The 22,637-nt window shown below is 65.0% G+C and carries 19 protein-coding genes, 2 tRNA genes and 5 pseudogenes; 13 read left to right on the forward strand and 13 right to left on the reverse strand.

Features of this window, described 5'->3' with window-relative positions:
* Nucleotides 1-109 precede the first annotated feature (109 nt).
* Nucleotides 110-1,050, reverse strand: a protein-coding gene (locus tag KW83_RS19460) for an IS630 family transposase (RefSeq protein WP_161785428.1) whose coding sequence is annotated in 2 segments (ribosomal slippage) — nucleotides 110-715 and nucleotides 718-1,050 — 939 coding nt in all. Because the reading frame shifts where the segments join, the coding sequence is not laid out codon by codon here.
* Nucleotides 1,051-2,117: 1,067 nt separating this feature from the next.
* Here KW83_RS19460 and KW83_RS19465 point away from each other — a divergent pair.
* A pseudogene (locus KW83_RS19465) lies at nucleotides 2,118-3,183 on the forward strand (DDE-type integrase/transposase/recombinase); the annotation flags it as partial.
* A gap of 82 nt (nucleotides 3,184-3,265) precedes the next feature.
* On the opposite strand, the pseudogene KW83_RS22090 reads toward KW83_RS19465, so the two are convergent.
* Nucleotides 3,266-3,415 (reverse strand): annotated as a pseudogene (locus tag KW83_RS22090) (IS481 family transposase); the annotation flags it as partial.
* Between the two features lie 486 nt (nucleotides 3,416-3,901).
* Between KW83_RS22090 and KW83_RS00275 the strand changes: the two are divergent.
* A tRNA-Ser gene (locus tag KW83_RS00275) sits at nucleotides 3,902-3,991 on the forward strand.
* A 141-nt stretch (nucleotides 3,992-4,132) separates the two neighbouring features.
* Complete coding sequence (locus KW83_RS00280) at nucleotides 4,133-4,369, forward strand: hypothetical protein (protein WP_036172884.1); 237 nt, start codon at nucleotides 4,133-4,135, stop codon at nucleotides 4,367-4,369.
* Between the two features lie 147 nt (nucleotides 4,370-4,516).
* Here the strand turns inward: KW83_RS00280 and KW83_RS21780 are convergent.
* From KW83_RS21780 to KW83_RS19480, 6 genes and pseudogenes are all read right to left on the reverse strand, one after another.
* Nucleotides 4,517-5,608, reverse strand: a pseudogene (locus tag KW83_RS21780) (recombinase family protein); the annotation flags it as partial.
* Nucleotides 5,605-6,000 (reverse strand): HVO_A0114 family putative DNA-binding protein, encoded by a 396-nt coding sequence (locus tag KW83_RS00290; protein WP_036172891.1) that lies wholly within the window; start codon nucleotides 5,998-6,000, stop codon nucleotides 5,605-5,607. The gene KW83_RS00290 and the pseudogene KW83_RS21780, both read right to left, overlap by 4 nt.
* The gene (locus tag KW83_RS21305) at nucleotides 5,997-6,215 is read right to left on the reverse strand and encodes a hypothetical protein (RefSeq protein WP_235191331.1); all 219 of its coding nucleotides are present in this window, start codon (nucleotides 6,213-6,215) and stop codon (nucleotides 5,997-5,999) included. The genes KW83_RS00290 and KW83_RS21305 overlap by 4 nt, the downstream gene beginning before the upstream one ends.
* A 164-nt stretch (nucleotides 6,216-6,379) precedes the next feature.
* Nucleotides 6,380-6,631, reverse strand: coding sequence for a hypothetical protein (locus KW83_RS21095; RefSeq protein ID WP_036172895.1), 252 nt, complete (start codon nucleotides 6,629-6,631; stop codon nucleotides 6,380-6,382).
* A gap of 121 nt (nucleotides 6,632-6,752) precedes the next feature.
* On the reverse strand, nucleotides 6,753-7,685 hold the full coding sequence (locus tag KW83_RS00305) for an IS5 family transposase (protein ID WP_036172899.1): 933 nt from the start codon (nucleotides 7,683-7,685) through the stop codon (nucleotides 6,753-6,755).
* 737 nt (nucleotides 7,686-8,422) lie between these two features.
* The gene (locus tag KW83_RS19480; protein WP_081904385.1) at nucleotides 8,423-8,626 is read right to left on the reverse strand and encodes a DUF2274 domain-containing protein; all 204 of its coding nucleotides are present in this window, start codon (nucleotides 8,624-8,626) and stop codon (nucleotides 8,423-8,425) included.
* A gap of 34 nt (nucleotides 8,627-8,660) precedes the next feature.
* On the opposite strand from KW83_RS19480, the gene KW83_RS00310 reads away from it, so the two are divergent.
* Nucleotides 8,661-9,593, forward strand: coding sequence for an IS5 family transposase (locus KW83_RS00310; RefSeq protein WP_036172902.1), 933 nt, complete (start codon nucleotides 8,661-8,663; stop codon nucleotides 9,591-9,593).
* On the opposite strand, the gene KW83_RS20330 is transcribed toward KW83_RS00310, so the two are convergent.
* Nucleotides 9,574-10,101: a hypothetical protein gene (locus KW83_RS20330; protein WP_161785429.1), complete on the reverse strand. Its 528-nt coding sequence runs from the start codon at nucleotides 10,099-10,101 to the stop codon at nucleotides 9,574-9,576. The two genes, KW83_RS00310 and KW83_RS20330, sit on opposite strands and share 20 nt — an antisense overlap.
* Before the next feature lie 37 nt (nucleotides 10,102-10,138).
* Here KW83_RS20330 and KW83_RS00320 point away from each other — a divergent pair.
* Nucleotides 10,139-11,286, forward strand: a protein-coding gene (locus KW83_RS00320; RefSeq protein ID WP_152563431.1) for an IS3 family transposase whose coding sequence is annotated in 2 segments (ribosomal slippage) — nucleotides 10,139-10,388 and nucleotides 10,388-11,286 — 1,149 coding nt in all. Because the reading frame shifts where the segments join, the coding sequence is not laid out codon by codon here.
* Nucleotides 11,287-11,379: 93 nt separating this feature from the next.
* Nucleotides 11,380-12,351 carry an IS481 family transposase gene (locus KW83_RS00325; RefSeq protein ID WP_036172908.1) on the forward strand — a complete coding sequence of 324 codons (972 nt, stop codon included), beginning with the start codon at nucleotides 11,380-11,382 and terminating at the stop codon, nucleotides 12,349-12,351.
* Here KW83_RS00325 and KW83_RS19485 read toward each other — a convergent pair.
* Nucleotides 12,347-12,615, reverse strand: a pseudogene (locus KW83_RS19485) (transposase); the annotation flags it as partial. The gene KW83_RS00325 and the pseudogene KW83_RS19485 overlap by 5 nt on opposite strands.
* 83 nt (nucleotides 12,616-12,698) lie before the next feature.
* On the opposite strand from KW83_RS19485, the gene KW83_RS21670 reads away from it, so the two are divergent.
* The 4 genes and pseudogenes from KW83_RS21670 to KW83_RS21310 all read left to right on the forward strand — a co-directional run.
* Nucleotides 12,699-12,827, forward strand: coding sequence for a hypothetical protein (locus tag KW83_RS21670; protein WP_268745522.1), 129 nt, complete (start codon nucleotides 12,699-12,701; stop codon nucleotides 12,825-12,827).
* An 84-nt stretch (nucleotides 12,828-12,911) separates the two neighbouring features.
* The gene (locus KW83_RS00330; RefSeq protein WP_036172911.1) at nucleotides 12,912-14,561 is read left to right on the forward strand and encodes a type IV secretory system conjugative DNA transfer family protein; all 1,650 of its coding nucleotides are present in this window, start codon (nucleotides 12,912-12,914) and stop codon (nucleotides 14,559-14,561) included.
* A 31-nt stretch (nucleotides 14,562-14,592) separates the two neighbouring features.
* Complete coding sequence (locus tag KW83_RS20335; protein WP_152563432.1) at nucleotides 14,593-15,162, forward strand: hypothetical protein; 570 nt, start codon at nucleotides 14,593-14,595, stop codon at nucleotides 15,160-15,162.
* 22 nt (nucleotides 15,163-15,184) lie between these two features.
* A pseudogene (locus tag KW83_RS21310) lies at nucleotides 15,185-16,147 on the forward strand (recombinase family protein); the annotation flags it as partial.
* Between the two features lie 562 nt (nucleotides 16,148-16,709).
* Here the strand turns inward: KW83_RS21310 and KW83_RS20340 are convergent.
* Nucleotides 16,710-16,793: transfer RNA gene (locus KW83_RS20340), tRNA-Tyr, on the reverse strand.
* A gap of 87 nt (nucleotides 16,794-16,880) precedes the next feature.
* On the opposite strand from KW83_RS20340, the gene KW83_RS00345 reads away from it, so the two are divergent.
* The 3 genes from KW83_RS00345 to KW83_RS00355 all read left to right on the forward strand — a co-directional run bounded on the left by KW83_RS00345 (nucleotide 16,881) and on the right by KW83_RS00355 (nucleotide 19,628).
* The gene (locus KW83_RS00345; RefSeq protein ID WP_036172917.1) at nucleotides 16,881-17,654 is read left to right on the forward strand and encodes a TrmH family RNA methyltransferase; all 774 of its coding nucleotides are present in this window, start codon (nucleotides 16,881-16,883) and stop codon (nucleotides 17,652-17,654) included.
* A gap of 199 nt (nucleotides 17,655-17,853) precedes the next feature.
* Nucleotides 17,854-18,318, forward strand: coding sequence for a CoA-binding protein (locus tag KW83_RS00350; RefSeq protein ID WP_036172919.1), 465 nt, complete (start codon nucleotides 17,854-17,856; stop codon nucleotides 18,316-18,318).
* A 26-nt stretch (nucleotides 18,319-18,344) separates the two neighbouring features.
* Nucleotides 18,345-19,628 (forward strand): glycosyltransferase family 4 protein, encoded by a 1,284-nt coding sequence (locus KW83_RS00355; protein ID WP_235191332.1) that lies wholly within the window; start codon nucleotides 18,345-18,347, stop codon nucleotides 19,626-19,628.
* A gap of 398 nt (nucleotides 19,629-20,026) precedes the next feature.
* On the opposite strand, the gene KW83_RS00360 is transcribed toward KW83_RS00355, so the two are convergent.
* Nucleotides 20,027-21,184 (reverse strand): amidohydrolase, encoded by a 1,158-nt coding sequence (locus tag KW83_RS00360; RefSeq protein ID WP_036172921.1) that lies wholly within the window; start codon nucleotides 21,182-21,184, stop codon nucleotides 20,027-20,029.
* A 13-nt stretch (nucleotides 21,185-21,197) separates the two neighbouring features.
* The gene (locus tag KW83_RS00365; RefSeq protein WP_036172923.1) at nucleotides 21,198-22,556 is read right to left on the reverse strand and encodes an NAD(P)/FAD-dependent oxidoreductase; all 1,359 of its coding nucleotides are present in this window, start codon (nucleotides 22,554-22,556) and stop codon (nucleotides 21,198-21,200) included.
* Nucleotides 22,557-22,637: the final 81 nt, after the last annotated feature.

Here is a 22,637-nt window from a genome sequence, read left to right on the forward strand (position 1 = left end):
AACCCTATCCGCGCGGAAGCGGGGCGACAGCGGCAAGGAAACCGTTTGTATGCGTTTCGCGGCGGGTGGCGATACGCCGGAAAAGGCGTTCGTCTAGAGCATGATGAGATTAGCTTGAAGCGTATCCAGTATTGGCGAGGTAGTTCGCGCACTCCTGTGGGCTGAAGCGGTCGAGCAGTGTCCCGATCCTGCGCCACGTTGCCTCCATTGTGCGCTCGGCTGCGTTGCGGAGCATGTGTTTGAGCTTCGAGAAGACCTGTTCAATCGGGTTCAGGTCGGGGCTGTAGGGCGGCAGAAAAAGTAGATGCGCTTTCGCGTTACGGATCGCCTGCCGCACGGCTTGCCCTTTGTGGCTGCCCAGATTGTCCATAACCACCACATCGCCCGGGCGCAGGGTTGGGACGAGCACGTGCGCGACATAAGCCCGGAACGCTTCGCCGTTGACGGGACCGTCCAAAACAAAGGGCGCGTCGATCCGATCATGACGCAGCGCTGCGATAAAGGTCATGGTGCGCCAGTGACCATGCGGGGCCCGCCCGATCAGGCGTTCACCTCTGGGAGCCCAGCCGCGCAGCGGGGCCATGTTGGTCTTGGCCCAGGTTTCATCAATGAACACGAGACGACGGGGGTCGATCCGGCCCTGGTGCCGCTTCCAGCGCACACGGCGGCGGCTCACGTCGGGGCGGTTCTGCTCCTCGGCGAGTTGGGTCTTTTTTTGAACGAGTAGCCCGTGCGGCGCACGAAGGCCCAGACGGTGCGGTAGTCGACCTTGAGCCCGCGCTCGGCCAGTTCCACCACCAGTCCGCGCAGTGTGAACGGCTCCGTTATCCGCTCCAGAAGCCACGCCTCATGCCCGCCTGCAATCTTGCGTGGCGGGTGGCCGCCTGTCCCTGCCGGAGCGCAACTCCCGGTCGCACGCAAACGCTGCGACCACTTCACAACACTGGACGGAGCCACATCCAGGGCCGCTGCGACCTGACGCACGCTCTCGCCCCCCAACAGCCGCGCCATTGCCCTCTCTCGAAGGTCCATTGAAAGTGCTCTACCCACTACTCGCCCTCCATCTTGTGGTCGGCAACAGTGAATCACCAAAATGCAGGCCTGTGAATCCTCTATCGATTCAGGCTGATTTCATCCCGCTCTAGCATCCCGCCCGTGGACCTTCACGTCGTGGTCGCGCCGTAGGCGTCTGACGGCGCGAGCTGGGGCGGCGCTCAAGCCCGATCCCTCTGCCGGGCATCTGTTCGCCTTCCGCGGCCGGCGGGGCGACCTGATCGCGGTGATTCCGCGCGGCGGTCAGGGGTCGTGCGTCGCCATTGCCGCTCGGATCGGCGGCGCTCCAATGGCAACGCCCGAAGCGACTGGAGAAGGACCGCTTCGTGTGCCACCGGCCAAGGAGGGCCGCATAGCGCCAAGCCCCGCGCAATGCGCCTTGCATCTGGAGGGGACTGGCTGGCGCACGCAGCAGCGAACATGGCGGCCGTCGCACGCAGTCTGATCGTCGCCGGTGGGATCATCCGATCAGGGGAGTCCCTCGTGGATCCGGACCCGGTAGGGTCCTCGCACGCTCGCCGCGGGTCATGGCCCGCAGCTTCCGTTCCCGGTCTGGACCGAAGCCGGATCGTTCGTCGGGCCGGTCGATCCAGGCCGGCCCGATCGGTGCCGGCGGTGCTTTCAGCACGCCTGCTAGATGCGATCGGGCGGGGAGCCGACGCCACGGCCACCGTGCTTCGCCGCGCCATCGCCATGCTCGCGGCGGGCCGCGTGACCGCCGAACCCCGCGAGCGTCCGGCTCATCGCGCAACTCCGTTTCCGCACCCCGGCGACAGTGCCGCCAGCCGGAACCGCCGTGGGCGCAATCAGCCAGAGGGTGACCCCGACCGCGGCCCTGCCAGAGCTTCAAGCGTTCCGGAAAAAGACTTGCAATGCAGACGCCTACGTCACGCAAGGTGACCGCCCCGGCGGTTCCGCGCACCCCCTGCGGATGCGCGATCGGATCCGGGCATCTCAAGCAACATCGGCCTGTTCGGTATCCGCCAGGGCGCTTATGGTGACGTGGCCCCCGAAAACCGGTCGTCCGGCCAAGTTTGCCGCCAACGGTGGCAAGGACGGATAGCGTGGCTGGCAAACGAAGGAATTGCGGTGCCGAGTGCGAGGCGAAGGTGGCGCTCGAGCCGATCCGTGGTGAGATGACGGTGGCCGGGCCGGTGGCGAAGCGCGGCGTGCATCGGGCTCCGATCGACACCTCGAAGCGGCAGGCGCTCGCGGGCATGTCGGGGATTTTTCCGGGCAAGGCCGAGGCGAAGGCCGTCGGGAAGGAGGGCGAGATCGAGAAGCTGCACGCCAGGATCGGCCAGCTTGGGGGAGACCGCGATTTTCCGGCCAAAGCCTCCGGTCGGTGAGCGCGGCCCGGGAGGCCTGAGACGATCGCCGCCCCCCACCCGGCATTGTCGATCCCCCGACAATGCGCCCTGATCGGCATCAGCCGGTCGCCCGGGCAAGGGCGAGAGCCCGCTGAACCTGGCGCTGACGAAGCCGATCGACGCGCGGTTCATGGAGACGCCGTTCCACGGCAGCCGCCGGATGGCGAGGCACCTGCGCAACCAGGGCCACTGCGGTCCGGCGGCCGATGGCCCGGATGGATCCGCGGGCCGTCCACCGGCGGCCGCGCACGACTGTGCCTCACCCGGAGCACCGCAAGTATCCGTCTCTGCTCCGGGGTCTGCCGATCGACCGGCCAAACCAAGCCTGGTGCGCGGATATCGCCTGCATTCCGATGCGGCGGTCGCGATCGTGGACCGGGCGACACGCCGGGTGCCGGCATGGCGGCTGTCGAACGCCATGGACGCCGAGTTTCGCATCGAGGCACCGGACGATGCTCTTCCGGGGCTCTTCGGCTCCGGGCGACCGGATTCGACACGGACCAGGGCAGCCAATTCACCAGCCCGCGGTTCACGCAAGCCCTGCCGGATGCGGCGGTGAAGGTCTGGGTGGACGGCCGCGCTCCGGATGGACAACGTCACGATCGAGCGGCCATGGCGGTCCCCGAAACACGACTGCGTCTGCCTGCGCGCCTTCGAAACAGGGTCCGCGGCACGGGCGGACATCGGCAGGTGGATCGACGTTCACAACACCGAGCGCCCACACTCCGCGCTCGGCGGACCGATAAAGGCCCACCAGGGCCCCGGTCTGAAGGCGGCACGATCAACCGGCAAGCCTGGCAGCGCCGCCAACCTGTCCGGGAACCGGGCGCCACCTCAGTCGGATCCTCCACCGTCGCCAGCTTCCGCCACTTGGCGGCGGTCGCTGGATCGATCCCCAACTCCACGCTCAGCTGCGAAAGCGAAGCTTGCGATCGCTGTCTTGCAGCTCTGACGGCCAACGTCGTCGTGGCACAGCCGTGACATTGTCCAATAGCGCTTCCTTCCGTTCCAAAGAAGGGATCACACCGTCAAACAGCTGGGGCGCTGCTGTCGCAACGGGTCCCGCCGCTGCGTCCATGCCGCGACTGGCTGCGCCTGCCCTGCCAGGGTGCTGCGATTTTCGGGCGCGCTGCGTCTTCGCCCGCCTGACTGCGACGACCGGTTTCCGGGCGCCAACGGGACCGCCAAGCCCAATGGCGGCCGCCCGGGGCCCATCCTTTCCTGAGTAGATCCCGCGACCGCGTCATAGCTCTTTTCGAATGGTCACACCCGCCTCTTCGGTCGGGCGGCCCCGCGCGCGGACGCGTATCGAAGTCTCATTTTCACCGCCGGTGTTCGGACCAGCTGCTGTCCGCAGGCGTACGTTCCGCATATTTTGGCAAGCGGTCCGACCCATCCCGCGATCCTCTGTCCACTGTGCTGTTCCGGACGTACTGCCCCCTTGAAACTTCCTACGACCACAGGCTAGACCCGCCAGCGGAGAGGTGGCCGAGTGGTCGAAGGCGCACGCCTGGAAAGTGTGTAGGCGGGGAACCGTCTCGAGGGTTCGAATCCCTTCCTCTCCGCCACCCTGGAATATAAATGCGAACGCTGTTCGCCGCCGATTGTACGCCATTCGAAGTCGCCAGGGCCCGAAGCAGCTCGTTTTTCGAGCCCACGATACGCACTTCCCGATCGGCGACCTCGACCCGCTGTGCCAAAGCCCGCAGATGGTCGCGCCGAAATCCGCCGTCTTTTCCACGCATCCGGCGGCGGGCGACAGTCGCGAACTTGCCTATCTGCTCTGGCGTGATGGACTGCCCGGCGCTCTCGATCGCGGTCCTTGCCCGTTCGGCGTCGATGCGCGCCTGATCGCGGGTCGCCTTCAGTTCCTCGATGCGTGTCTTGAGCGACGGATCGGCAATGTCGGCGACACCGGTCTCGATCGCGTCGTAAAGGCGCTTTAATCGGCCCGCGGCCGCCGCGGCGCGATTGGTCAGCTCCGAGGCATGCGCGCGCCTGCGTTCGTCGCGCTCCTCGCGCCGGTCGAGATGGATGGCGAGCAGATCGCGCAGACGCTCGGGCTTGAGTAGCCGCTTCTCCAGACGTTCCGCGACCAGATGATCGAGCCTATCCATCGGAATCGTCCGGCCCTTGCAGCCGGTCTTGCCCTGACGGGCCGCGCTCGAGCAGGTGTAGTAGCGATAGTGTTTGGCTTTGCCGGACGTGCGCAGCGTCATCGCGCCGCCGCACTCGGCGCAGAAACAGATGCCGGTCAGCAGGGTCGGCCCGCTGACGGTTCGGCCCGGCGTGACCATCGGGCTTCGCGTCTTCAGGAGGTCCTGGACCGCGTCGAAGGTCTCGCGGTCGATCAGCGGCGGCACGGAGACGGTGATCACCTCAGCATTGGCCTTCGACGTTCCGTCCCTGTAGCTCTTCCCCCATTGGTGCTCGCCGATATAGGTCCGCCGCGTCAGGATCCGGTGGACCGTGCCGACGCCCCAGCGTCCGCCGGTGCGGGTGTAGCGATTGCGCTCGTTGAGATATTTGGCGATCGACTTGACGCCCATGCGGCCCCTCGTGCCGTCGCCCTCCAGCGCCAGCTTGAACATCAGGCGGATCGTGTCGGCGTGGAGCGGATCGATCTCCAGCACCTTCTTCATCTTCTGCCCCCGCTTCTCCGCGTCGACGACGCGGTAGCCGACCGGCGGCAGCGAGCCGTTCCAGAAGCCCTGGCGGGCGTTCTCCTTCAACGCCCGGAGCGTGTGCTTTGCGTTCTCCTTCGATTGGTACTCGTCGAAGAGCGACATGATCTGGCGCATCATCACGTGCATCGGATTGTCGCCGAGCTCCTGCGTCATGGAGACGAGCTTGACGCCGTTCTTGGCCAGCTTGCGGACGTAGAACTCGAGCTCGAAATGGTCGCGGAAGAAGCGGCTGAACGAGTGCACGACCACGACATCGAAGGCGGCGGGCTTCGCCGTGCCGGCCTCCATCATCCGCTGGAATTCGGGACGCTTGTCGTTCGCCGCCGACGCCCCCGGCTCGACATAGGTCTCGACCAGCTCGTATCCCCGGGCGGTGCAATAGGCTTCCCCCTGCCGGCGCTGATCAGGGATCGAGACGTCGTGCTCGGCCTGTCGCGCCGTCGAGACACGCAGATAGAGCGCCGCGCGAAGCTTCACGGCAGGCTGTGGCGCATTCACGATCGCCCTCCCGCGGCCTTTTGTTCAGCCGGTTCGATGAGCGGCAAGTCGAGCGAGACGCGGTCATAGACGACTTTCGGCCTGAGGCGCCGCCCGTCTCCGGGCTGCATCTCGATCAAGCCGTAGTGCGTCATCTTCTTGAGCGTGCGAGACAGGTTCGACTTGGCGCGACCGGTCACTTGCGCGAGCTCGTCAAGCGACGCCGGTTCGCGCTCGGCGATGGTGCGCAGCAGCTCTCGGTTGCCGGCCGACAGGACCTGGGCGAAGGATTCCGTCGAGGTAAACCAGACCTTCGGATCGTGCGGGCTCTGGCGTTCCTCGCCGCGGGCGATCCGCATCGTCCGTTCCTTCATCGCCTCGCAATCAGCGATACCGACTTTCAGCGTGGTCATTTCAACACTCCGCGTTCCTTCAGCACCGCATCAACCAGCATCCAGAAATCGGCGAGCAACGTCGCCGCATCCTGGTAGTCACAGGGACGCACGGTCCGCAGCTGGTGCCGGTGATCCTGCGGTTCGCCGCGCTTCCGCCTTCCCACCGAGTGGTCATTGTCGAAGCCGGCGATACGCGCGCCGTCAGACCCTTGCAGCGTCAGCGCGTAGCCCATGCGGCTTCTCTGGGCTGACCGGCACTTGCGTGACCGCGAACTTCTCCCAGTGCCCACCGTCCGGATCGACTACCAGGACCTGACCGTCGAAATCGAGCAAAGCGTGGAGGCTTGGATCGCGCGTCTTCCTCGGCATGTTATGTTATCTCTGGGTGATAACAAAGTCAATCGCGAACCGAGTCTTCCGGCGCGAACAGCTCTTCGAGAATATCGCCGAACCAGGCCTCGAAGACGTCGACCTCGTCGGGCGTCATCGGCACCTCGTCCGGCCAGTCGTCGATGACGCGCCAGTCGGAAAGATCGTCCGCGACGGGACGGCCGCGCGGCTTCGGTTCCGGCAAGCGGCAATAATCATACAAATCGATCTTGGTCGACCGGTTCCGGGCGCGGCGGCGATTGTTGGCGAAGGCGGACATTCTGCGACCTTGCCTCATGCCGCGCTCCGATTGAACGCCACACGGCGGGGCGAAGCGGGGTCGGCGGGGCTTTGTTGCGCAAAGACCGTAAATCCCGGACTTCCCCTTTCCCCGGACGCACTTATCCCGCAGGCTCTGTGATGGGTATGCCGAGCGCGGTGTAGCCGTTCAGCACGGCGGCGCGGATCTGAAGTTCGGCGACCTGGCGATCGAAGTCGCGCGCCAGGAGGCTCTGCCCCAGTAGCTTCACGCAATGCATCTTCGTCTCGGCGCGGCTCCGGCGGTGGTATCCGCTCCATTTTCGCCAGATGGCGCGGCCGAGGTATCTCGATGCGCGCAGAGCCTCGTTCCGGGCAATGGCGGCTGGGGTTGATGGCTTCCACGGCTTGGCATTCTTGCGCGGCGGTATGACGGCATGGGCGCCGCGGTCGGCGACGGCGTCATGGCACTTGCGCGTATCGTAGGCTCCGTCAGCGGTGATCGATCCGATCTCCACGCCGGCGGGGATCTGGTTGAGCAACTCGGGCAGCATGGGCGCGTCCCCGACGTTGCTTCCGGTGATCTCGATGGCTCGGATCTCCAGCGTSYGTTCRTCGACGCCGATGTGGATCTTGCGCCATAGACGGCGTTTCGCGCCGCCATGCTTGCGGGCGTTCCACTCGCCTTCACCCTCTGCCTTGATGCCGGTGCTGTCGATCAACAGGTTCAGCGGCCCATCTGAGCCGCGGTAGGGAATAGTCACGGACAAGGYCTTCTGGCGCCGGCTCAGTGTGCTGAAGTCGGGCACCGCCCAGTCGAGGCCGACCAGGCGCAGGAGGCTTTCAATGAACCCGGTCGTCTGTCGGAGCGCCATGCCGAAAAGGACTTTCATCGTCAGGCATGCCTGGATCGCGGCGTCGCTATATAACGGCTGCCGGCCTCGCTTGCCGGTCGGCGGCGGCACCCAGACCATGTCCGGATCGAACCAGATCGTCAGGGAACCACGCTGCTTCAGCGCTTCGTTGTAGGCCGGCCAGTTCTTTGTCTTGTAGCTCGGCGGGATCGGTCTGCTCATGCAGGACAGCTACCACGCTGGATTCACGAGATGAATCCCTCACCCAGTCTTTGCGCAACAAAGCCAAGTCACGCCATTTCCGGGTCTTAAACCGGCCAGGAAACGCCGCTTGGTTTCCGGTGCTGCTGACCGGGGCCAGCACCAGTTGCGGCGCTTACTTATTCAAGACGGCTCTCTCACACGACCGAAGGCTATCCGCGACCTGAGCGCGGCCGGCTTCTGGCCCATTGTGTCCCTCGCCGAGACGCTTCCCGGAGCGCGAACCTGGACGCGGCGTTCAATGCGCTTTACCCGAGACGCGCGCTGATCGCTTCGCGATTATCGAATGGGCTACCACGCGGTTACCGTGCTCTGCGCGGACGTCCTGACCACGAGCAAAGTGGTTGCGACGTTGAGTGTTGCGGCAGCACAGTCCCGCTCCGTTCACATCGCAGCCTTGGTTAACCAAAACATCGAACGGCTGCCTTCAGCAGGAAATGCGGCCCTAACCAACGAGCTGTCATCTATTGCTCCTCCCCGTTGCACACCGTGTGGCCGCGCCTTAACCCGTCTCTGCCGCCGAACCGAAATGCCCGCGCCACAGCGCGAAATCACGCGATCGAAACATGAACATGAGATGCACACGATGCCGAGCAACCAATTGAAATAAATAACCAATCGCCACCATCCATCACCAGACCGATAGTCACGCTGTCCGGCTGCAACAGATCTGTTCTTATGGGAGCCGGAGCCGTGCATCATGGTCTTTCTTTCGCCACCTCACCTTTCGGAAGCAATCGTCGCGCCTTGGCGAAGCCACGATCCGTCGCGATGAATCGCTCCAGCATGGGAACAATCAGCTTCTTCGGTTCGATCGGCCCCTGTCCGGCCTGGCGGCCGAGGATTTCACCATAGGCGATCAGGTCGCGATGCGGCTCTGTTGCACAAACCCGGTGAGGGATTCATGTCGTGAGTCCAGCGTGGTAGCTGGACGACATGAGCAGACCCACACCGCCAACCTACAAGACCAAGAACTGGCCGGCCTATAATGAAGCGCTCAAGCGCCGTGGCTCGCTGACGATCTGGTTTGACCCAGAGATGATCTGGGATGCTGCGCCGACCGGCAAACGCGGCCGACAGCCAACCTACAGCGATACCGCCATCCAGACATGCCTGACGATGAAGGTTCTGTTTGGCATGGCGTTGCGCCAGACGACCGGGTTCGTCGAGAGCCTGTTGCGTCTGATCGGTTTGAACTGGGCGGTGCCCGACTTCAGCACGCTATCGCGCCGCCAGAAAACGCTGGCCGTGAACATCCCGTATCGTGGCTCCAACGGCCCAGTGCATCTCCTGATCGATAGCACGGGCATCAAGGTCGAGGGTGAAGGCGAGTGGAACGCACGCAAGCATGGTGGGCCCAAGCGGCGGGTTTGGCGCAAGATCCATCTTGGGATCGACGACCAAACGCTGGAGGTTCGGGCGCTCGAGATTACCGGAAGCCACATCGGTGATGCGCCGGTGATGCCCGATCTGCTCAACCAGATTCCGGCGGACGAGGCGATCGGCAGCGTCACTGCAGACGGTGCCTATGATACCCGCAAATGCCACGACGCCATCGCTGACCGCGGGGCGAATGCCGTCATCCCACCCCGCAAGAACGCCAAGCCGTGGAAGACCGTCACTGCGGGTGCCGTGGCCAGAAACGAGGCCCTGCGAGCTTCGAAATATCTCGGTCGCGCGATCTGGCGAAACTGGAGCGGATACCACCGCCGAAGCCGCGTCGAAACCAAGATGCACTGCGTTAAATTGCTGGGGCAGCGCCTCATGGCGCGGGACTTCGACCGACAAGTCGCGGAAGTCCAGGTCCGCATCGCCGTCATGAACGGCTACACCGCCCTTGGCATCCCTGTCACAGAGGCCGTGGGATGAATCCGTCCGGGGAAAGGGGAATCTCGGGTATTAAAAGCTTTGTGTAACAGAGCCTCCGGGCAGTGTTCTTTAGCGCGTCGTAATCGGTTGTCAGATACCGTTTGATTGCCGCCTTAAGTTCGCGCTCTTGCTTCGCTTCGTTGTTTTCGGACCCGCCTGCGTCGCCCCGGTCAAAGCGTGCCGATACACCGTTGGTCGCCATTTTCTCTACTTGGATTGCCCACAGTGCTATGTCGCGGGTGATTGTGGGCACTTCCATATCGACGCCGACGGCGGCAAGGGACGCCAGCTTGACGGCCCGCAAGTGCGACCGGCTCCACAGGTGGCGGGAAACTTCGTCGCGTGCATCCTTAAGCGCCGTGCGGATTGCTACCCGGAAGTCTTCAAGTAGTGCGTCGGCGTCGGGTGCAATCCTGACTTGGATAGTTTCATCCTGTTGCATGAGTTGCAGCGCCCGCAGGCACAGGGCCGAAAGCTTGGCGTGGCCTGCTGCCGGTTTCGTGGACACGAAGATAAGATCGTGACCATGGAACTGGAGATTGGATATGACGAGACGGAAGTTCAGCCGCGAATTCAAAATCGAGGCGGTGAAGCTGGTGACCGAGCGGGGCGTGACGGTGGCCCAGGCGTGCCGAGATCTGGACCTGGCGGAGAGTGTTCTGCGGCGGTGGATGCGTGAAGCGACGGTGGCGTCTGCCAGTGCCTTCCCCGGCAATGGCCAGCAGCGCGCCGAGCTGGCCGAGATCGCGGCCCTGAAGAAAGAGGTCGCCAAGCTCAGGGCGGAGCGTGACATCCTAAAAAAGGCCGCGGCCTTCTTCGCGCGGGAAGCGACATGACGTTCGCGTTCGTTGCGAAGCACCGGCATATCTGGCCCGTCAGCTGGATGTGCGCGGTGCTGGGCGTCTCTCGGTCTGGCTTCCACGCCTGGCTCAAGCGACCGATCAGCGCCCGGGCGATCTACGATGCGAAGCTCGTCTTGGAGATCGACAAGAGCTTCAAGGCCAGCGACCGCACCTATGGCGCACGTCGGGTCTGGCGCGACGTGCTCGAGGAAGGGTTGGCCTGCGGGCTGCACCGGATCGAGCGCCTCATGCGGCAGAACGCTATGAGAGCGCGACCAAAGCGGCGCGGGAATCCGAAGGATGATGGCGAACGCTCGGTCATCGCCGGCAACATCCTCGACCGCGACTTCCAAGCCGACCGGCCGAACCAGAAATGGCTGGCCGACTTCACCTACATCTGGACCGCAGAGGGCTGGCTCTATGTCTCGGTCGTGCTGGACCTCTTCTCCCGGCGCGTCGTCGGCTGGTCGATGAAGGCGGACCGGGACGCCACGCTGGTCATGGATGCCCTGATGATGGCGGTTTGGCGGCGCGGCAAGGCCGACGCTCTGCTCCACCATTCCAACCAGGGATCGCAATATACCAGCGAGCAGTTCCAACGCCTGCTGCTCGACAACGGCATCACCTGCTCCATGAGCCGGGCGGGCAATGTCTGGGACACCTCGGCGATGGAGAGCTTCTTCTCATCGCTGAAGAGCGAGCGGACGGCCAGGAAGGTCTACCGCACCCGCAACGCAGCACGCGCGGATATCTTCGACTACATTGAGCGCTTCTATAATCCGAGACGACGCCACTCGAAATTGGGCTATCTCAGCCCCATGGCGTTCGAGGACCGCGCCATGCAACCCTAACTGTTCAGTCCCGGACGATCACATAGACTCTCGCCGGTCTGCGCTCTTCATGGCAAGGTCGTTTCTGCGTGAGGTTCGGGATGGGGGACGATCATGCTGATCTCTCTTCACAAGCAGGCGACGACGACACCCAGGATCAGAGCTGCGATGCAGGCGAGCGATGAGCCGGCGTGGATGGTTGCGGAGCGCTACAGCATCTCCGAACAGACGGTCTGGAAGTGGCGCAAGCGGGATGGCGTTCACGACCACAGCCACACCGCGCACAGGCTGCAGACGACGCTGACCCCTGCCCAGGAGGCGGTTGCCGTAGCGTTGCGGAAGGCTCTGCTGTTGCCGCTCGACGACCTGCTGTCCGTCGTTCGCGAGTTCCTGAACCCGAACGTCTCGCGCTCCGGGCTGGATCGCTGTTTGCGGCGACATGGGGTGAGCAAGCTCCGCGACCTCACACCAAAGGCGCCGAAGCCTGCGCACAAGCCTTTCAGGGCCTATGAGCCCGGCTATCTGCATGTCGACGTGAAATACCTGCCGCAGATGCCGGACGAGCAGCGGCGACGCTACCTCTTCGTGGCGATTGACCGTGCGACCCGATGGGTCTTCGTCCGCATCTACCCAGCGAAGACGGCCGCCAACGCGCGCCGCTTCCTGCGTGACCTGGAGCGCGCCGCGCCGATGAAGATCACACGTGTTCTCACCGACAACGGCAAGGAGTTCACCGACCGGCTGTTCGGCCTGCGCAAGCGCGCGGCCACGGGCAACCACGAGTTCGACCGCCTCTGTGCCGACCTCGGGATCGAGCATCGCCTCGCACCACCGATGCGGCCGCAAACCAACGGCATGGTGGAGCGCTTCAACGGGCGGATCGAGGACGTCCTGCAGAGTCATCGCTTCCGATCAGGCGAGGACCTTGAGCAGACGATCCTGCGCTATGTCCGCCTCTACAACGGCCAGCTCCCGCAATCCGTCCTGAAGGGCAGAACGCCTATCGACGCCCTCAAGGACTGGCATCGCCAAAAGCCAAGGCTCTTCAAAAAGCGGCCATACAATCAAGCGGGATCTGACATTTAGGCCCGCGAAGAACTGGGTGGCCTTTTTTAGGATTTCCCTCTCCTCCCTGAGAAGCCGGATCTCACGTCGAAGCCGCTCATTCTCTTTGGCGAGGTCCAAATCCTCTTGTGAAACCACGTTCGTGTCTCGATGCGCTGTGATCCATTTGTTCAGCGTCGACATTCCAACGCCCAGATCATCAGCCACCTGCTTGCGCGTCAGCCCGCTGGTCAGCGCAATACGCACCGCATCCTGGCGGAATTCGTCCGTCCGTTTCAATCCCATAGTTCGTCTCCTTTGTTGCAGTAAATGCTATCAAAGGAGCGGCATCAAACCGCGACAGGTCCAAACAAAGGAGAGGACGAACAATGAACCATACCCGGAAACCAAAAGGACCGCTCGAATCCCTTGGCGCGGCCATCGCCGATATCTTCGCCAAAGGCACGCTTGTGATCCTCGGGATCGGCCTGGTGGCCTTCATCGCCAACAACTGGTGAGCCCCTCCGTGATGGCCGCTTCATCTTAGCGGTGGCCATCACCCTCAAACCTTCCACAACAATCAAACCAAGAAAGGAACCCTCATGCACTTTGAGGAACGATACCCCTATGGCTCGGCGCGATTTGCGGAGCCCCTAGAAATCTCCCGCGCCTTCCGGTCTCATGGCGGCGTGCCCTTCGCCTTCCACCAGGGACGCAAGCTCTTCCATGCGAAGAATGCGGGCATGCTCCTGATTGGCGGCGCGGGCTCGGGCAAGTTCACAAGCGTGCTCGCCCATCTCATGGATGCGCCTGGGCGCGGTGGTGAGCCTGCGCGCTATGCGATCTTTGATCCTAAGCGCGAGCTGCGGGCCGTGCTGGAGCCGTACTTCGCGCACATCAAGGCACGCGTGTACGAGATCAATCCGTACTTCACCCACGGGGCGCAGGGGCAGACGCTTTCCATCCTGAGCCATCTCACCCCGACCAGCCCGCGCCTCGTTGCTGATTGCCGCCGGGCGGCGCGCACGCTGCTACCCGAAAGCGGCGGCGGGGATGCCAAGTTCTTCGAGCAAAAGGCCCAGAACTGGCTCGATCCGCTGATGCGGGGCCTCGTACACATGGATGGCGGAGTCTCCCCGACATCCCTCTATGACCTGGTGGGCATGATCCGCGTCTCGCCGGAGGGCTTCGCCGAAACGGCAGAGATCATGGCCGCGCTCGGCGAACCTGATCTGACTATTGCGTATGCCGAGATGATGGAGATGGCCGAGGATTCGCGCCGGACCTTCGACTCGGTGATGAGCGAGATCACCAACGGGCTCGCCTTCATGAACGATCCGCGCCTGCAATCAGCGTTGGTGGCAAGTGAACATGCCGATTTTACCCTGGATGTGCTCTGCGAAGACAACGCCGATCCGGTCTTCGTCTTCTTCGTGATGCCGCCGGAGATGACGGTGCAGAACGCGGCGCTCATTCGGCAGTTCTTCTCGACGCTGCGGACCCTGAAGCAAGCCCGGCCCGACGCGCCAACGCTGAATCTGGTGATCGATGAAGCTGCCCAGCTCGGGCGCTTCCCGGAAATTGCCGAGTTCTACTCGATTGGGCGGGGCTTTGGTCTGTGTCCGGTCTGCGTCTACCAGGATATCGGCCAAATCCGAAACAACCTGGGCCCAACTGGAGCGATGACGCTCTCAGCCAGCGCCGATCTAAAAGTCTATCTGGGCGGCGGCATTTCCGATCTGGAGACGGCCCGCCATCTCTCCCAGAAGCTCGGCAACCAGACACTCAATCTGGATGACCACCTTACCCAACAGCGCGCGGGCCGCGCCATGCGCGAAGCCATGCATGATGCGCTCTTCGGCAAAGGCGGAAATGGCATTCGCACCGGGCTTTCGATGAAGGCGCTCTCATACGAGCGCGGACACCAGCGCAAGCAGGCGCGGCCTCTCCGAACGCCGGATGAAATCCTAGGCATGCCGCACTCTCAGGCGCTTGTTATGGCCTCGGGCTACGGCATCCCACCCTTCTTGGCGGAGAAAGTGCCGTACTACGCGCGGAGCGAATATCGAGGCCTCTACGGACCGAACCCGTATTTTGACCGCGATCTTACCAAGGTGGGCCTCGGTCGGCGCTTCGGAACGAAGACAAGCGCGCGCGTGATCACCGAGCCCGTGGCCGAAAGCCACGCGCATCTTCCTCAATACGCGAATGGGCAAAGGTCGTTTATCGACGGCTATCGTCCGAAATCCTGAAATCAAAATCAGCAATAAGGAGAACCGAACCATGACCATGATCGAACGAAACTTCTCAAAACCCGCAGAAATTTGCGCCGCACAACAAAAGGATGGTAAAATGAAACTAGAACATACCGCTTTGCCTGCTCAGAGCAAAGCACACTTCAAGGGAAATGGACGGAACACTGATCCGCATTGTGCGGATGAACTTTCGCGCATGGTTTTGCCGCGCGCGGGAAAGGATGGTGTTGCTATGCCTGATGATAGCTTTGATGACAGCCCGCTTGCGAGCCCCGCGCTACGCCTGACGGGTGAGACTAGCACCAAGCGGTGCATTGAGGTCGATGTTGATAAGTATCAGAAATACTTGGATGATCCGGCGCTCAGCGATGATCAGAAAGAAGAAATCATCCGCGCCCTTTGGTCGATCATGATGGCCTTCGTGGACCTTGGATTTGGTATCCACCCGATCCAAGAAGCCTGTGGACAAGTCAACGAAACGCTTGATGAGCAAGCGAAAGGGGATTCTAATGGAGACCAAGCCACACATACGAAGATGCATGATGCATTCAATTCGGCTAGCCGCGATGGACATTCGCGGCCCGCCCAAGAAGAATAAAGGAGTAAACATGAATAAACCCATGAAAGTCCAGGAGGCTGATATTGCGGCGCTAATTTATTGCCGCGTCTCCGATAAAAAACAAAAGACGGATGGACATGGCCTGGAAAGTCAGGAGCATCGCTGCCGCCAATACGCCGAAAATCATGGCTATGTGGTTGAGGCGATGTTTCCTGATGATCATACCGGAGGCGGTGATTTTATGCGCCGCCCCGGTATGCGGGCCATGCTGGCGTATTTGGAAGCCCAAGCCGGGAAGCGATATGTGATCATCTTTGATGATCTGAAGCGCTTTGCCCGCGACCGTGATTTCCACTGGAAGCTGCGGCGCGAGTTGGCCAAGCATGGCGCAACGCCGAAATGTCTCAACTTCAACTTCGATGACAGCCCCGAAGGCGAGTTCGTAGAAGCCATCATGGCCGCGCAAGGCCATCTGGAGCGCGAACAAAACCGCCGTCAGGTGATCCAAAAGATGACAGCCCGCGTGGAGAAAGGTTATTACGTCTTTCATCCGCCTGTGGGCTATCGCTATGAAAAAACGAAAGAACACGGCAAGTTGCTCGTGCGGGATGAGCCGGTGGCCTCCATCATCGCCGAAGCCTTGCAGGGCTTTGCGAGCGGTCGTTTTCGCTCTCAAGTCGAGGTAAAGCGCTTCCTGGAGCGTCAGCCGGACTTCCCGAAGAGCGGAGCCTCGGGCTACGTCCATCCGACCAAGGTCAAGGACATGCTCCAGCGCGCCGTCTACGCGGGCTGCGTGGACGCGCCGGATTGGGGCGTCACACTGCGCAAAGGCCATCATGAGCCCCTGATCAGCTTCGAGACCTTCGAGCGCATTCAGGGCGTGCTGAACGGCCAGACCTATGCACCTGCGCGCAAAGACATCAACGAAGATTTCCCGCTTCGGGGCTTTGTGCTCTGTGATGATTGCGGAGAAGCCATGACCTCGTGCTGGTCGAAGGGCCGCAACAAGCACTACCCGTATTATCTCTGCGACACGCCGCGCTGCGCCTCCAAGCGCAAGTCAATTGCGCGAGGCAAGATTGAGGACGGCGCGGAAGCCATCCTGCGGAGCCTCCAGCCTGTCAGCCAGCTCTTTGCAATGGCCAAGGCGATGTTCACCGAGATTTGGGCTGTGCGCCTCTCTGAGGCTGAAAATGCGCGTCAGGCGCTCTCAATCCAGGTCAAGGGCGTCGAAAAGCAGATCGACTCGCTGCTGGATCGCCTTGTGGATGCCTCCAGCGCATCTGTGATCCGGGCCTATGAGACGAAGATCGAGAAGCTGGAGCGCGAGAAGCTGCGTCTGGCCGATCAGCTCGAAAAAGCAGGCGCGCCGAAGGGGCACCTGGACGAATTTATCGAACCAGCCCTGAAGTTCTTGTCAAACCCTTGGAATATTTACCAAAAAGGCAGCTTCGCACTGCGTCAAACAGTGCTGCGTTTAGCCTTTGCGGAGCCCCTGCGATATAGCCGTGAAAATGGTTATCGAACCGCTGAAATCACCTTTCCGTTCAAGGTGTTAGCGGATTTTTCAACCCCGAAGTGCGGGATGGTGGGCGACCCTGGAATCGAACCAGGCGTGCGTCTCCGCGAGGGAGTTACAGTCCCCTGCCACACCTTGCGGCCTGTCGCCCACTGGGGTGGTCAGCTATCGCCGGGCCGGGAACGCGTCAAGGCGAAATCGCTTGATCCCGGCCGCGCTCCGGCGCAGGTCGGCAACCATGGTGAAGAAACCGAAATGGGTGGTCGAGAAGGAGCAGGCCCGCCGCGATGCGGGGCGTGAGACGGTATGGCTCTTCGGACTGCACGCGGTGCGCGACGCGCTGGCGAACCCGCGGCGCGAGAAGCTGCGTCTGGTGGTGACGAAGAACGCGCTCGACCGGCTGGGCGACCATGTGACGGCCGCCGGCATCGCGCCCGAAGAGGCCGATCCGCGCAGGTTTCCGGCACCGCTCGACCCCGGATCGGTCCACCAGGGCGCGGCGCTGGAGGTGCGCGCGCTGGACTGGGGGCCGCTCGACCGGATCGCCGTCGACGGCACCGGGCCGATCGTGGCGCTGGACCGGGTGACCGACCCGCACAACGTGGGCGCCGTGCTGCGCTCGGCAGAGGTGTTCGGCGCCCGTGCGGTGATCGCGCCCGCGCGCGGGGCCTGCCCGGAAACCGGCGCCCTGGCCAAGACCGCGTCCGGCGCGCTGGAAAGGCAGCCCTATCTCAGGGTCGGCAACCTGTCCGACACGCTGCGGGCTCTGCAGGCGATGGGCTATGTCTGTCTGGGGCTCGACGGCGCGGCCGAGGTGGAGATCGGCGCCGCGGCGCGCCGGGCTGCGGGTCGTCCGGTCTGCCTGGTCCTGGGCGCCGAGGGGCCGGGCCTGCGCGCCCGCACGCGCGAGACCTGCGACCAGCTAGTGCGAATCGGGGCGGCGGGCGGCTTCGGATCGCTCAACGTGTCGAACGCGGCGGCGGTGGCGCTCTACGCTCTCGCCGCCTCCTGACGCTTCACGAAACCGCGATACGCTCTTTTCCGCGCGACCGTTGCATACCAGCTTCAGTGTCAGGCGTCGGGCCGGAACACCCGACGCGTCATCACTGTCCCTCGTTCCACACTCGCGCCCGGATCACCGTCCGGGCGCTTTTTCGTTGCGCCCCCGTTTTTTCGTTGCGCCGCAGGGGGGCAGGACGGATCATCGGACCATGACAGACGCAGATTTCCGCCGTATCCTCACCTCCGTCCGGACCGTCGCCTGTCTCGGCGTGTCGGCCAATCCGGTTCGGCCCAGCCACTACGTCGCGCGGTATCTGTCGCTCAAGGGCTTTCGCGTCCATCCCGTGAACCCCGGCATCGCCGGGCAGATGCTGTTCGGGCGGGAGGTATCGGCAGGTCTGGCCGACCTCCCCGACGACGTCGAGATGCTCGACATCTTCCGCCGATCGGAGGTGGTGGGCCCGATCGTCGACGAGGCGCTAGAGGTCATGCCCTCGCTCAGCGTCGTCTGGATGCAGATCGGCGTCGCGGACGAGGCGGCGGCCGACCGGGCACGCGCTCGCGGCGTGGAGGTGGTGATGAACCGCTGTCCTAAGATCGAGTATCAGCGGCTCTTCGGTGAGCTGCGCATGGGTGGCTTCGCGACCGGCGTGATCTCCTCCCGATTGAACTGAGCGGCAGGACGGCCGCAGGGGACGCATTGCAGACCAGGGGATCGCCGATCCGCGATGCACCGGGGGGGACGCCCGCCGATGTCGATCCCGTCCGCGTCCACGCTCCCGCGGCCATGCCCGGGCAGGCGTTCCCGGCCACCTTCGTTCCGGCCATGAGAGCTGCCCCGACGACGCGCCGGATCGGGCCTTTCGGGCCCGTGCCCCTCGACAAGACGCGGCGGGCGCGCCACATCCCCGCCATGCCGGAGCTGTTCGTCGCCAATTACAACCCGCGCTATACCGGCGTCTCGGCCACCGCCGAGCGCATGGCGCGATGGCACGCCGACCGCTACGACCTCGCGCTCGTCGGACACCCGCTCGACGGGCTGCCCCCGCCGCTGACGCCGGCACGGGCGCGGCGTCTGTCGCGCGCGCCGTCCAAGGGGCGCAGCCACGCGATCTGGCACGTCCGGCGCGACCCCGAGATGATCTCGGCCATCTGGGCGCGCGACGTGCTGCGCCTGCCGATCCGCACGGTCTTCACCTCCGCGGCCAAGCACCGACATTCGGCCTTTCCGCGCTGGCTGATCGGCCGCATGGACGCGGTGATCGCCACATCGCCAGAGGCCGCGGCGTTCTTTCCGGGGGTCGCCGCGACGCTCCCCCACGGGGTCGACCTGTCGGCGGCGCGGCCCGTCGCGGACCGCCGCGCCGCGTGGCGGGCGCTGGGGTACGGCGGCACGAAGGGCGTGGCGATCATCGGCCGGATTCGCCCCGAAAAGGGCACCGACGTGTTCGTGGATGCCATGATCGAGGTCTGCCGCAAGGACCCGGAGGCCACCGGTCTGGTGCTGGGCATGACCAAGCCGGCGGAAGAGCCGTACTTGCGATCCATGACCGGCAAGGTCACGGCGGCGGGTCTGGGCGACCGGATCCTCTTTCCGGGTTTCGTCAGCCATGGGGACAAGGCGCGCATCCTGCCCGCCCTGAGCCTGGTGGCCAATGTCGCCCGATACGAGCCGTTCGGAGTCGTCCCGGCCGAAGGGATGGCCGCGGGCACGCCTTTCGTCTGCTCTGACACGGGCTACTACCGGGAGTTCTCCGACGGCGGTCGTTGCGGCCTGATCGTACCCGCCGGCGACGCGGCCGCGGCCGCGGCAGCCATCGGGGAGCTCCTTGCCGACCCGGACCGGATCGAAACGATGGGCCACGCCGCCCGCGCCAAGGCCGAAGCGGACCATTCCATCGACCGGGAGGCCGGGGGCGCGGCCGAGATCTACGAACGGCTCTGGGCCGGAGAGGACCTTGCCGTTCACCGGCCCGTCCGCTGATGGGCTTTTTCCGGTGGGTGCCCCCCGGTGCGCGGGCGCATCCCGAAATACGAAGACGGGAACGCGAATGGGACGCCGTCTTCAGCACGGATCATGTGGGATTAAGTGGCGGGCCCGTTCCCGGCGCATCCCGCGCGTCGGCAGGTCCGTGCCGGGCGCCGGCGAGGCGCCGCAGGGGGCGTCCAGCAACATGTGTCGCGAACCCCGGGCAACCCGGATGGGTTCGGCGCCCGCGACGACACGGGGGCGCCCGTTGCCAAGCTGCGCCACGGGGCTCTGCCCCGGACCCCGATATTTCCGGAAAGATGAAGGCCGACGTCGGTGGATCGGCGGAGCCGCCGGCGCGGGCGTTGGGGGGCGGTCGGTAGGGTGACCGCGGCGCGGTTCGACTCTTTGCGTCAGTCTGCCGCCAGGCGGCTTTGGGCGATCCGGATCCACCAGGAGACGCCGGCCGGGATCACCGCGTCGTCGAAATCGTAGTCCGGAGCGTGGAGCGGCGCGGTCGGTCCGTTGCCCACCAGGATATAGGCGCCGGGGCGGGCTTCCAGCATGTAGGCGAAGTCCTCTCCGCCCATGACCAGCTCGGCCTCCGCGCAGGCGCCCGCGACCGCGCGGGCGGCCTCGGCGGCGTGGCGCGTCTCTGCGGCGTGGTTGGCCATGACCGGATAGTTGCGCTCGTATCGGGTGTCGGCGCGGGCGGAATGGGCGGCGGCGATACCGCCGGCGATGGCGGCGAGCCGCGACTCGGCCAGATCGCGGACCTGGGGCGAGAGGCTGCGCACCGTGCCCTTTAGATGCACGCGGGACGGGATGACGTTGAACGCGCCCGACGCGCTTTCGATGCCGGTCACCGACACCACCACCTGATGCACCGGGTCGACCGCCCGCGCGGCGATGCTCTGCAGGCCGGTGACGATCTGCGCCGCGACGACGACCGGATCCACCGTCTCATGCGGTTTGGCGGCGTGCCCGCCCTGCCCGATCACGTCGATCTCGAAAATGTCGGTGGCCGCAAAGAACGCGCCGGGGCGGATGGCGAAGGCGCCGCGCTCCAATCCCGGCCAGTTGTGCATGCCGTAGACTTCCTCGATCCCGAAGCGCTCCATCATCCCGTCGCGCACCATTTCCAGCCCGCCGCCGCCGCCCTCTTCGGCCGGCTGGAAGATCACCGCGACCCGGCCCGCGAAATCCCGCGCCTCGGCCAGGTAGCGCGCCGCGCCCAGCAGCATCGCCGTGTGCCCGTCATGGCCGCAGGCGTGCATCTTGCCGGGGATTTCGCTGGCATAGGCGGCGCCGGTGGTTTCGGTGATCGGCAGCGCGTCCATGTCGGCGCGCAGGCCCACGCAGCGCCCGTCCGCATGGCCGCGGATCAGACCCACGACGCCGGTGCGCCCAATGCCCTCGACCACCTCGTCGCAGCCGAAGGCGCGCAGCTTTTCGGCCACGAAGGCCGCCGTCTCATGGGTGTCGAACAGCGTTTCCGGGCGGCGGTGAAGCGCCTGGCGCCAGCCGGCGATCTCTGGCTGCCACGCGGCGATGCGGGCTTCTACGGACATGGACGCTTTCCTTTCACAGGCGATACGCGGCGCGGCGGGTTCCGTCGTGGAACCGCGACAGGCGGAAGGCCGTCAGGTCGTGGCGCGGATCGCGGCCGAGCGCAAGGCGCGCGGCGGCCCGGCCCGCCGCCGGACCGATCCCGAAGCCGTGACCGGACAGGCCGGTGAGGACCACCAGCCCCGGCAGCGCGGCGGCCGCGTCGATCACCGGGATCATGTCCGGCAGCGCGTCGATCATGCCGGCCCAGGTCCTGCGCAGGCGTACCCCGCCTAATCCCGGAAAGGCATCGCCGAAATCCCGGGCCATGCGCGCGGCGAAACGGCGCGAGGGGGCAGGGTCGAGCACGCGCATCGCCTCGAACGGCGACGGCGCATCCGCCGACCAGCGGCGCGGTGTCGTCCAGGCGTCGGGATAGCCGCGCGGGGCGGCCGGGCGCAGCCCCGTGGACAGGATGTCGCCCCGGAACACCGGCCAGTAGGCGCGGGCGTGGCGCAGGGCCGCCGGTCCGACGAAGAAATCGTGATCGAAGGACGGCGCCAGGGAATAGCCGCCGTCCGCACGGCGGCGGAAGGCGACGCGGGCATCCACCCCCTGCCCCGCGAAGACCTCCGGCAAGGGTTCGGTCGCGGCCACCGTCGCGCGCACCGACAGCTGCGGCAGCGCGACACCGTGACGCCGGAGCAGCAGCGCCGACCAGGCCCCGCCCGCAAGCACGACGCGGGGCGCGCGGATGCGGCCCGCCTCCGTCACCACGCCGACCACGCGGCCATCCGCGATGTCGAGCCCGCGGACCGCGCAGCCCTCGCGCAGCGCGACGCCGTCGCGGCGGGCCAGCCGGGCCAGCGCCGGCACCGCAACCCAGGGCTCGGCGCGGCAGTCGCTGGCGGTCCAGAGCGCGCCGGTCCAGCCCGCCCGGGCGCCGGGCAGCATCCGCGCGACCTCTGCCGCCGACAGGATCGCGCTGTCGAGCCCGTGGTCCCGCGCATGGGCCAGCCAGCCCTCGTACCGCGCGACGTCTTCCGCGTCCCGGGCAAGGTAGAGCGTGCCGGTGCGGCGCAGGCCCAGATCCTCGTTGGTGGCGGTCTGGAGGTCGTCCCAGATCCGCACGGCGTCCATAACCAGCGGCAGTTCCGCCGGGTCGCGGCCCTGCTGGCGGATCCAGCCCCAGTTGCGCGACGACTGCTCCCCGGCGATGCGCCCCTTCTCGCACAGCACCACACGCGCGCCGCTCCGGGCCGCGAAGATCGCCGCCGTCACGCCGGCGATGCCGCCGCCGATGACCACCAGATCGGCGTCCCGGGGGAGCGGGTCGCCATGCTCAAGGGGTGTGTCGAGCGTCACGGGGCCTGTGCCATGAGTCAGCTCGCGCATCGTGCCTCCTTTTGCCACAGGCTCCGGCCGCGCGGCGCAAAGGTCAAGCGGTGGCGCCGCCGCACCCGCGCCCTATCTCGG

This window comes from Palleronia rufa, assembly GCF_000743715.1.
Taxonomy (GTDB): Bacteria; Pseudomonadota; Alphaproteobacteria; order Rhodobacterales; family Rhodobacteraceae; genus Palleronia; species Palleronia rufa.

Excerpts from the sequence above, each read along its gene's own strand:
- KW83_RS00280 (WP_036172884.1), top strand. The coding sequence starts at position 4,133 with ATGGTCGCGCCGAAATCCGCCGTCTTTTCCACGCATCCGGCGGCGGGC.
- KW83_RS00290 (WP_036172891.1), bottom strand. The coding sequence starts at position 6,000 with ATGACCACGCTGAAAGTCGGTATCGCTGATTGCGAGGCGATGAAGGAA.
- KW83_RS21305 (WP_235191331.1), bottom strand. The coding sequence starts at position 6,215 with ATGGGCTACGCGCTGACGCTGCAAGGGTCTGACGGCGCGCGTATCGCC.
- KW83_RS21095 (WP_036172895.1), bottom strand. The coding sequence starts at position 6,631 with ATGTCCGCCTTCGCCAACAATCGCCGCCGCGCCCGGAACCGGTCGACC.
- KW83_RS00310 (WP_036172902.1), top strand. The coding sequence starts at position 8,661 with ATGAGCAGACCCACACCGCCAACCTACAAGACCAAGAACTGGCCGGCC.
- KW83_RS00325 (WP_036172908.1), top strand. The coding sequence starts at position 11,380 with ATGCTGATCTCTCTTCACAAGCAGGCGACGACGACACCCAGGATCAGA.
- KW83_RS21670 (WP_268745522.1), top strand. The coding sequence starts at position 12,699 with ATGAACCATACCCGGAAACCAAAAGGACCGCTCGAATCCCTTGGCGCG.
- KW83_RS00330 (WP_036172911.1), top strand. The coding sequence starts at position 12,912 with ATGCACTTTGAGGAACGATACCCCTATGGCTCGGCGCGATTTGCGGAG.
- KW83_RS20335 (WP_152563432.1), top strand. The coding sequence starts at position 14,593 with ATGACCATGATCGAACGAAACTTCTCAAAACCCGCAGAAATTTGCGCC.
- KW83_RS00345 (WP_036172917.1), top strand. The coding sequence starts at position 16,881 with ATGGTGAAGAAACCGAAATGGGTGGTCGAGAAGGAGCAGGCCCGCCGC.
- KW83_RS00350 (WP_036172919.1), top strand. The coding sequence starts at position 17,854 with ATGACAGACGCAGATTTCCGCCGTATCCTCACCTCCGTCCGGACCGTC.
- KW83_RS00360 (WP_036172921.1), bottom strand. The coding sequence starts at position 21,184 with ATGTCCGTAGAAGCCCGCATCGCCGCGTGGCAGCCAGAGATCGCCGGC.
- KW83_RS00365 (WP_036172923.1), bottom strand. The coding sequence starts at position 22,556 with ATGCGCGAGCTGACTCATGGCACAGGCCCCGTGACGCTCGACACACCC.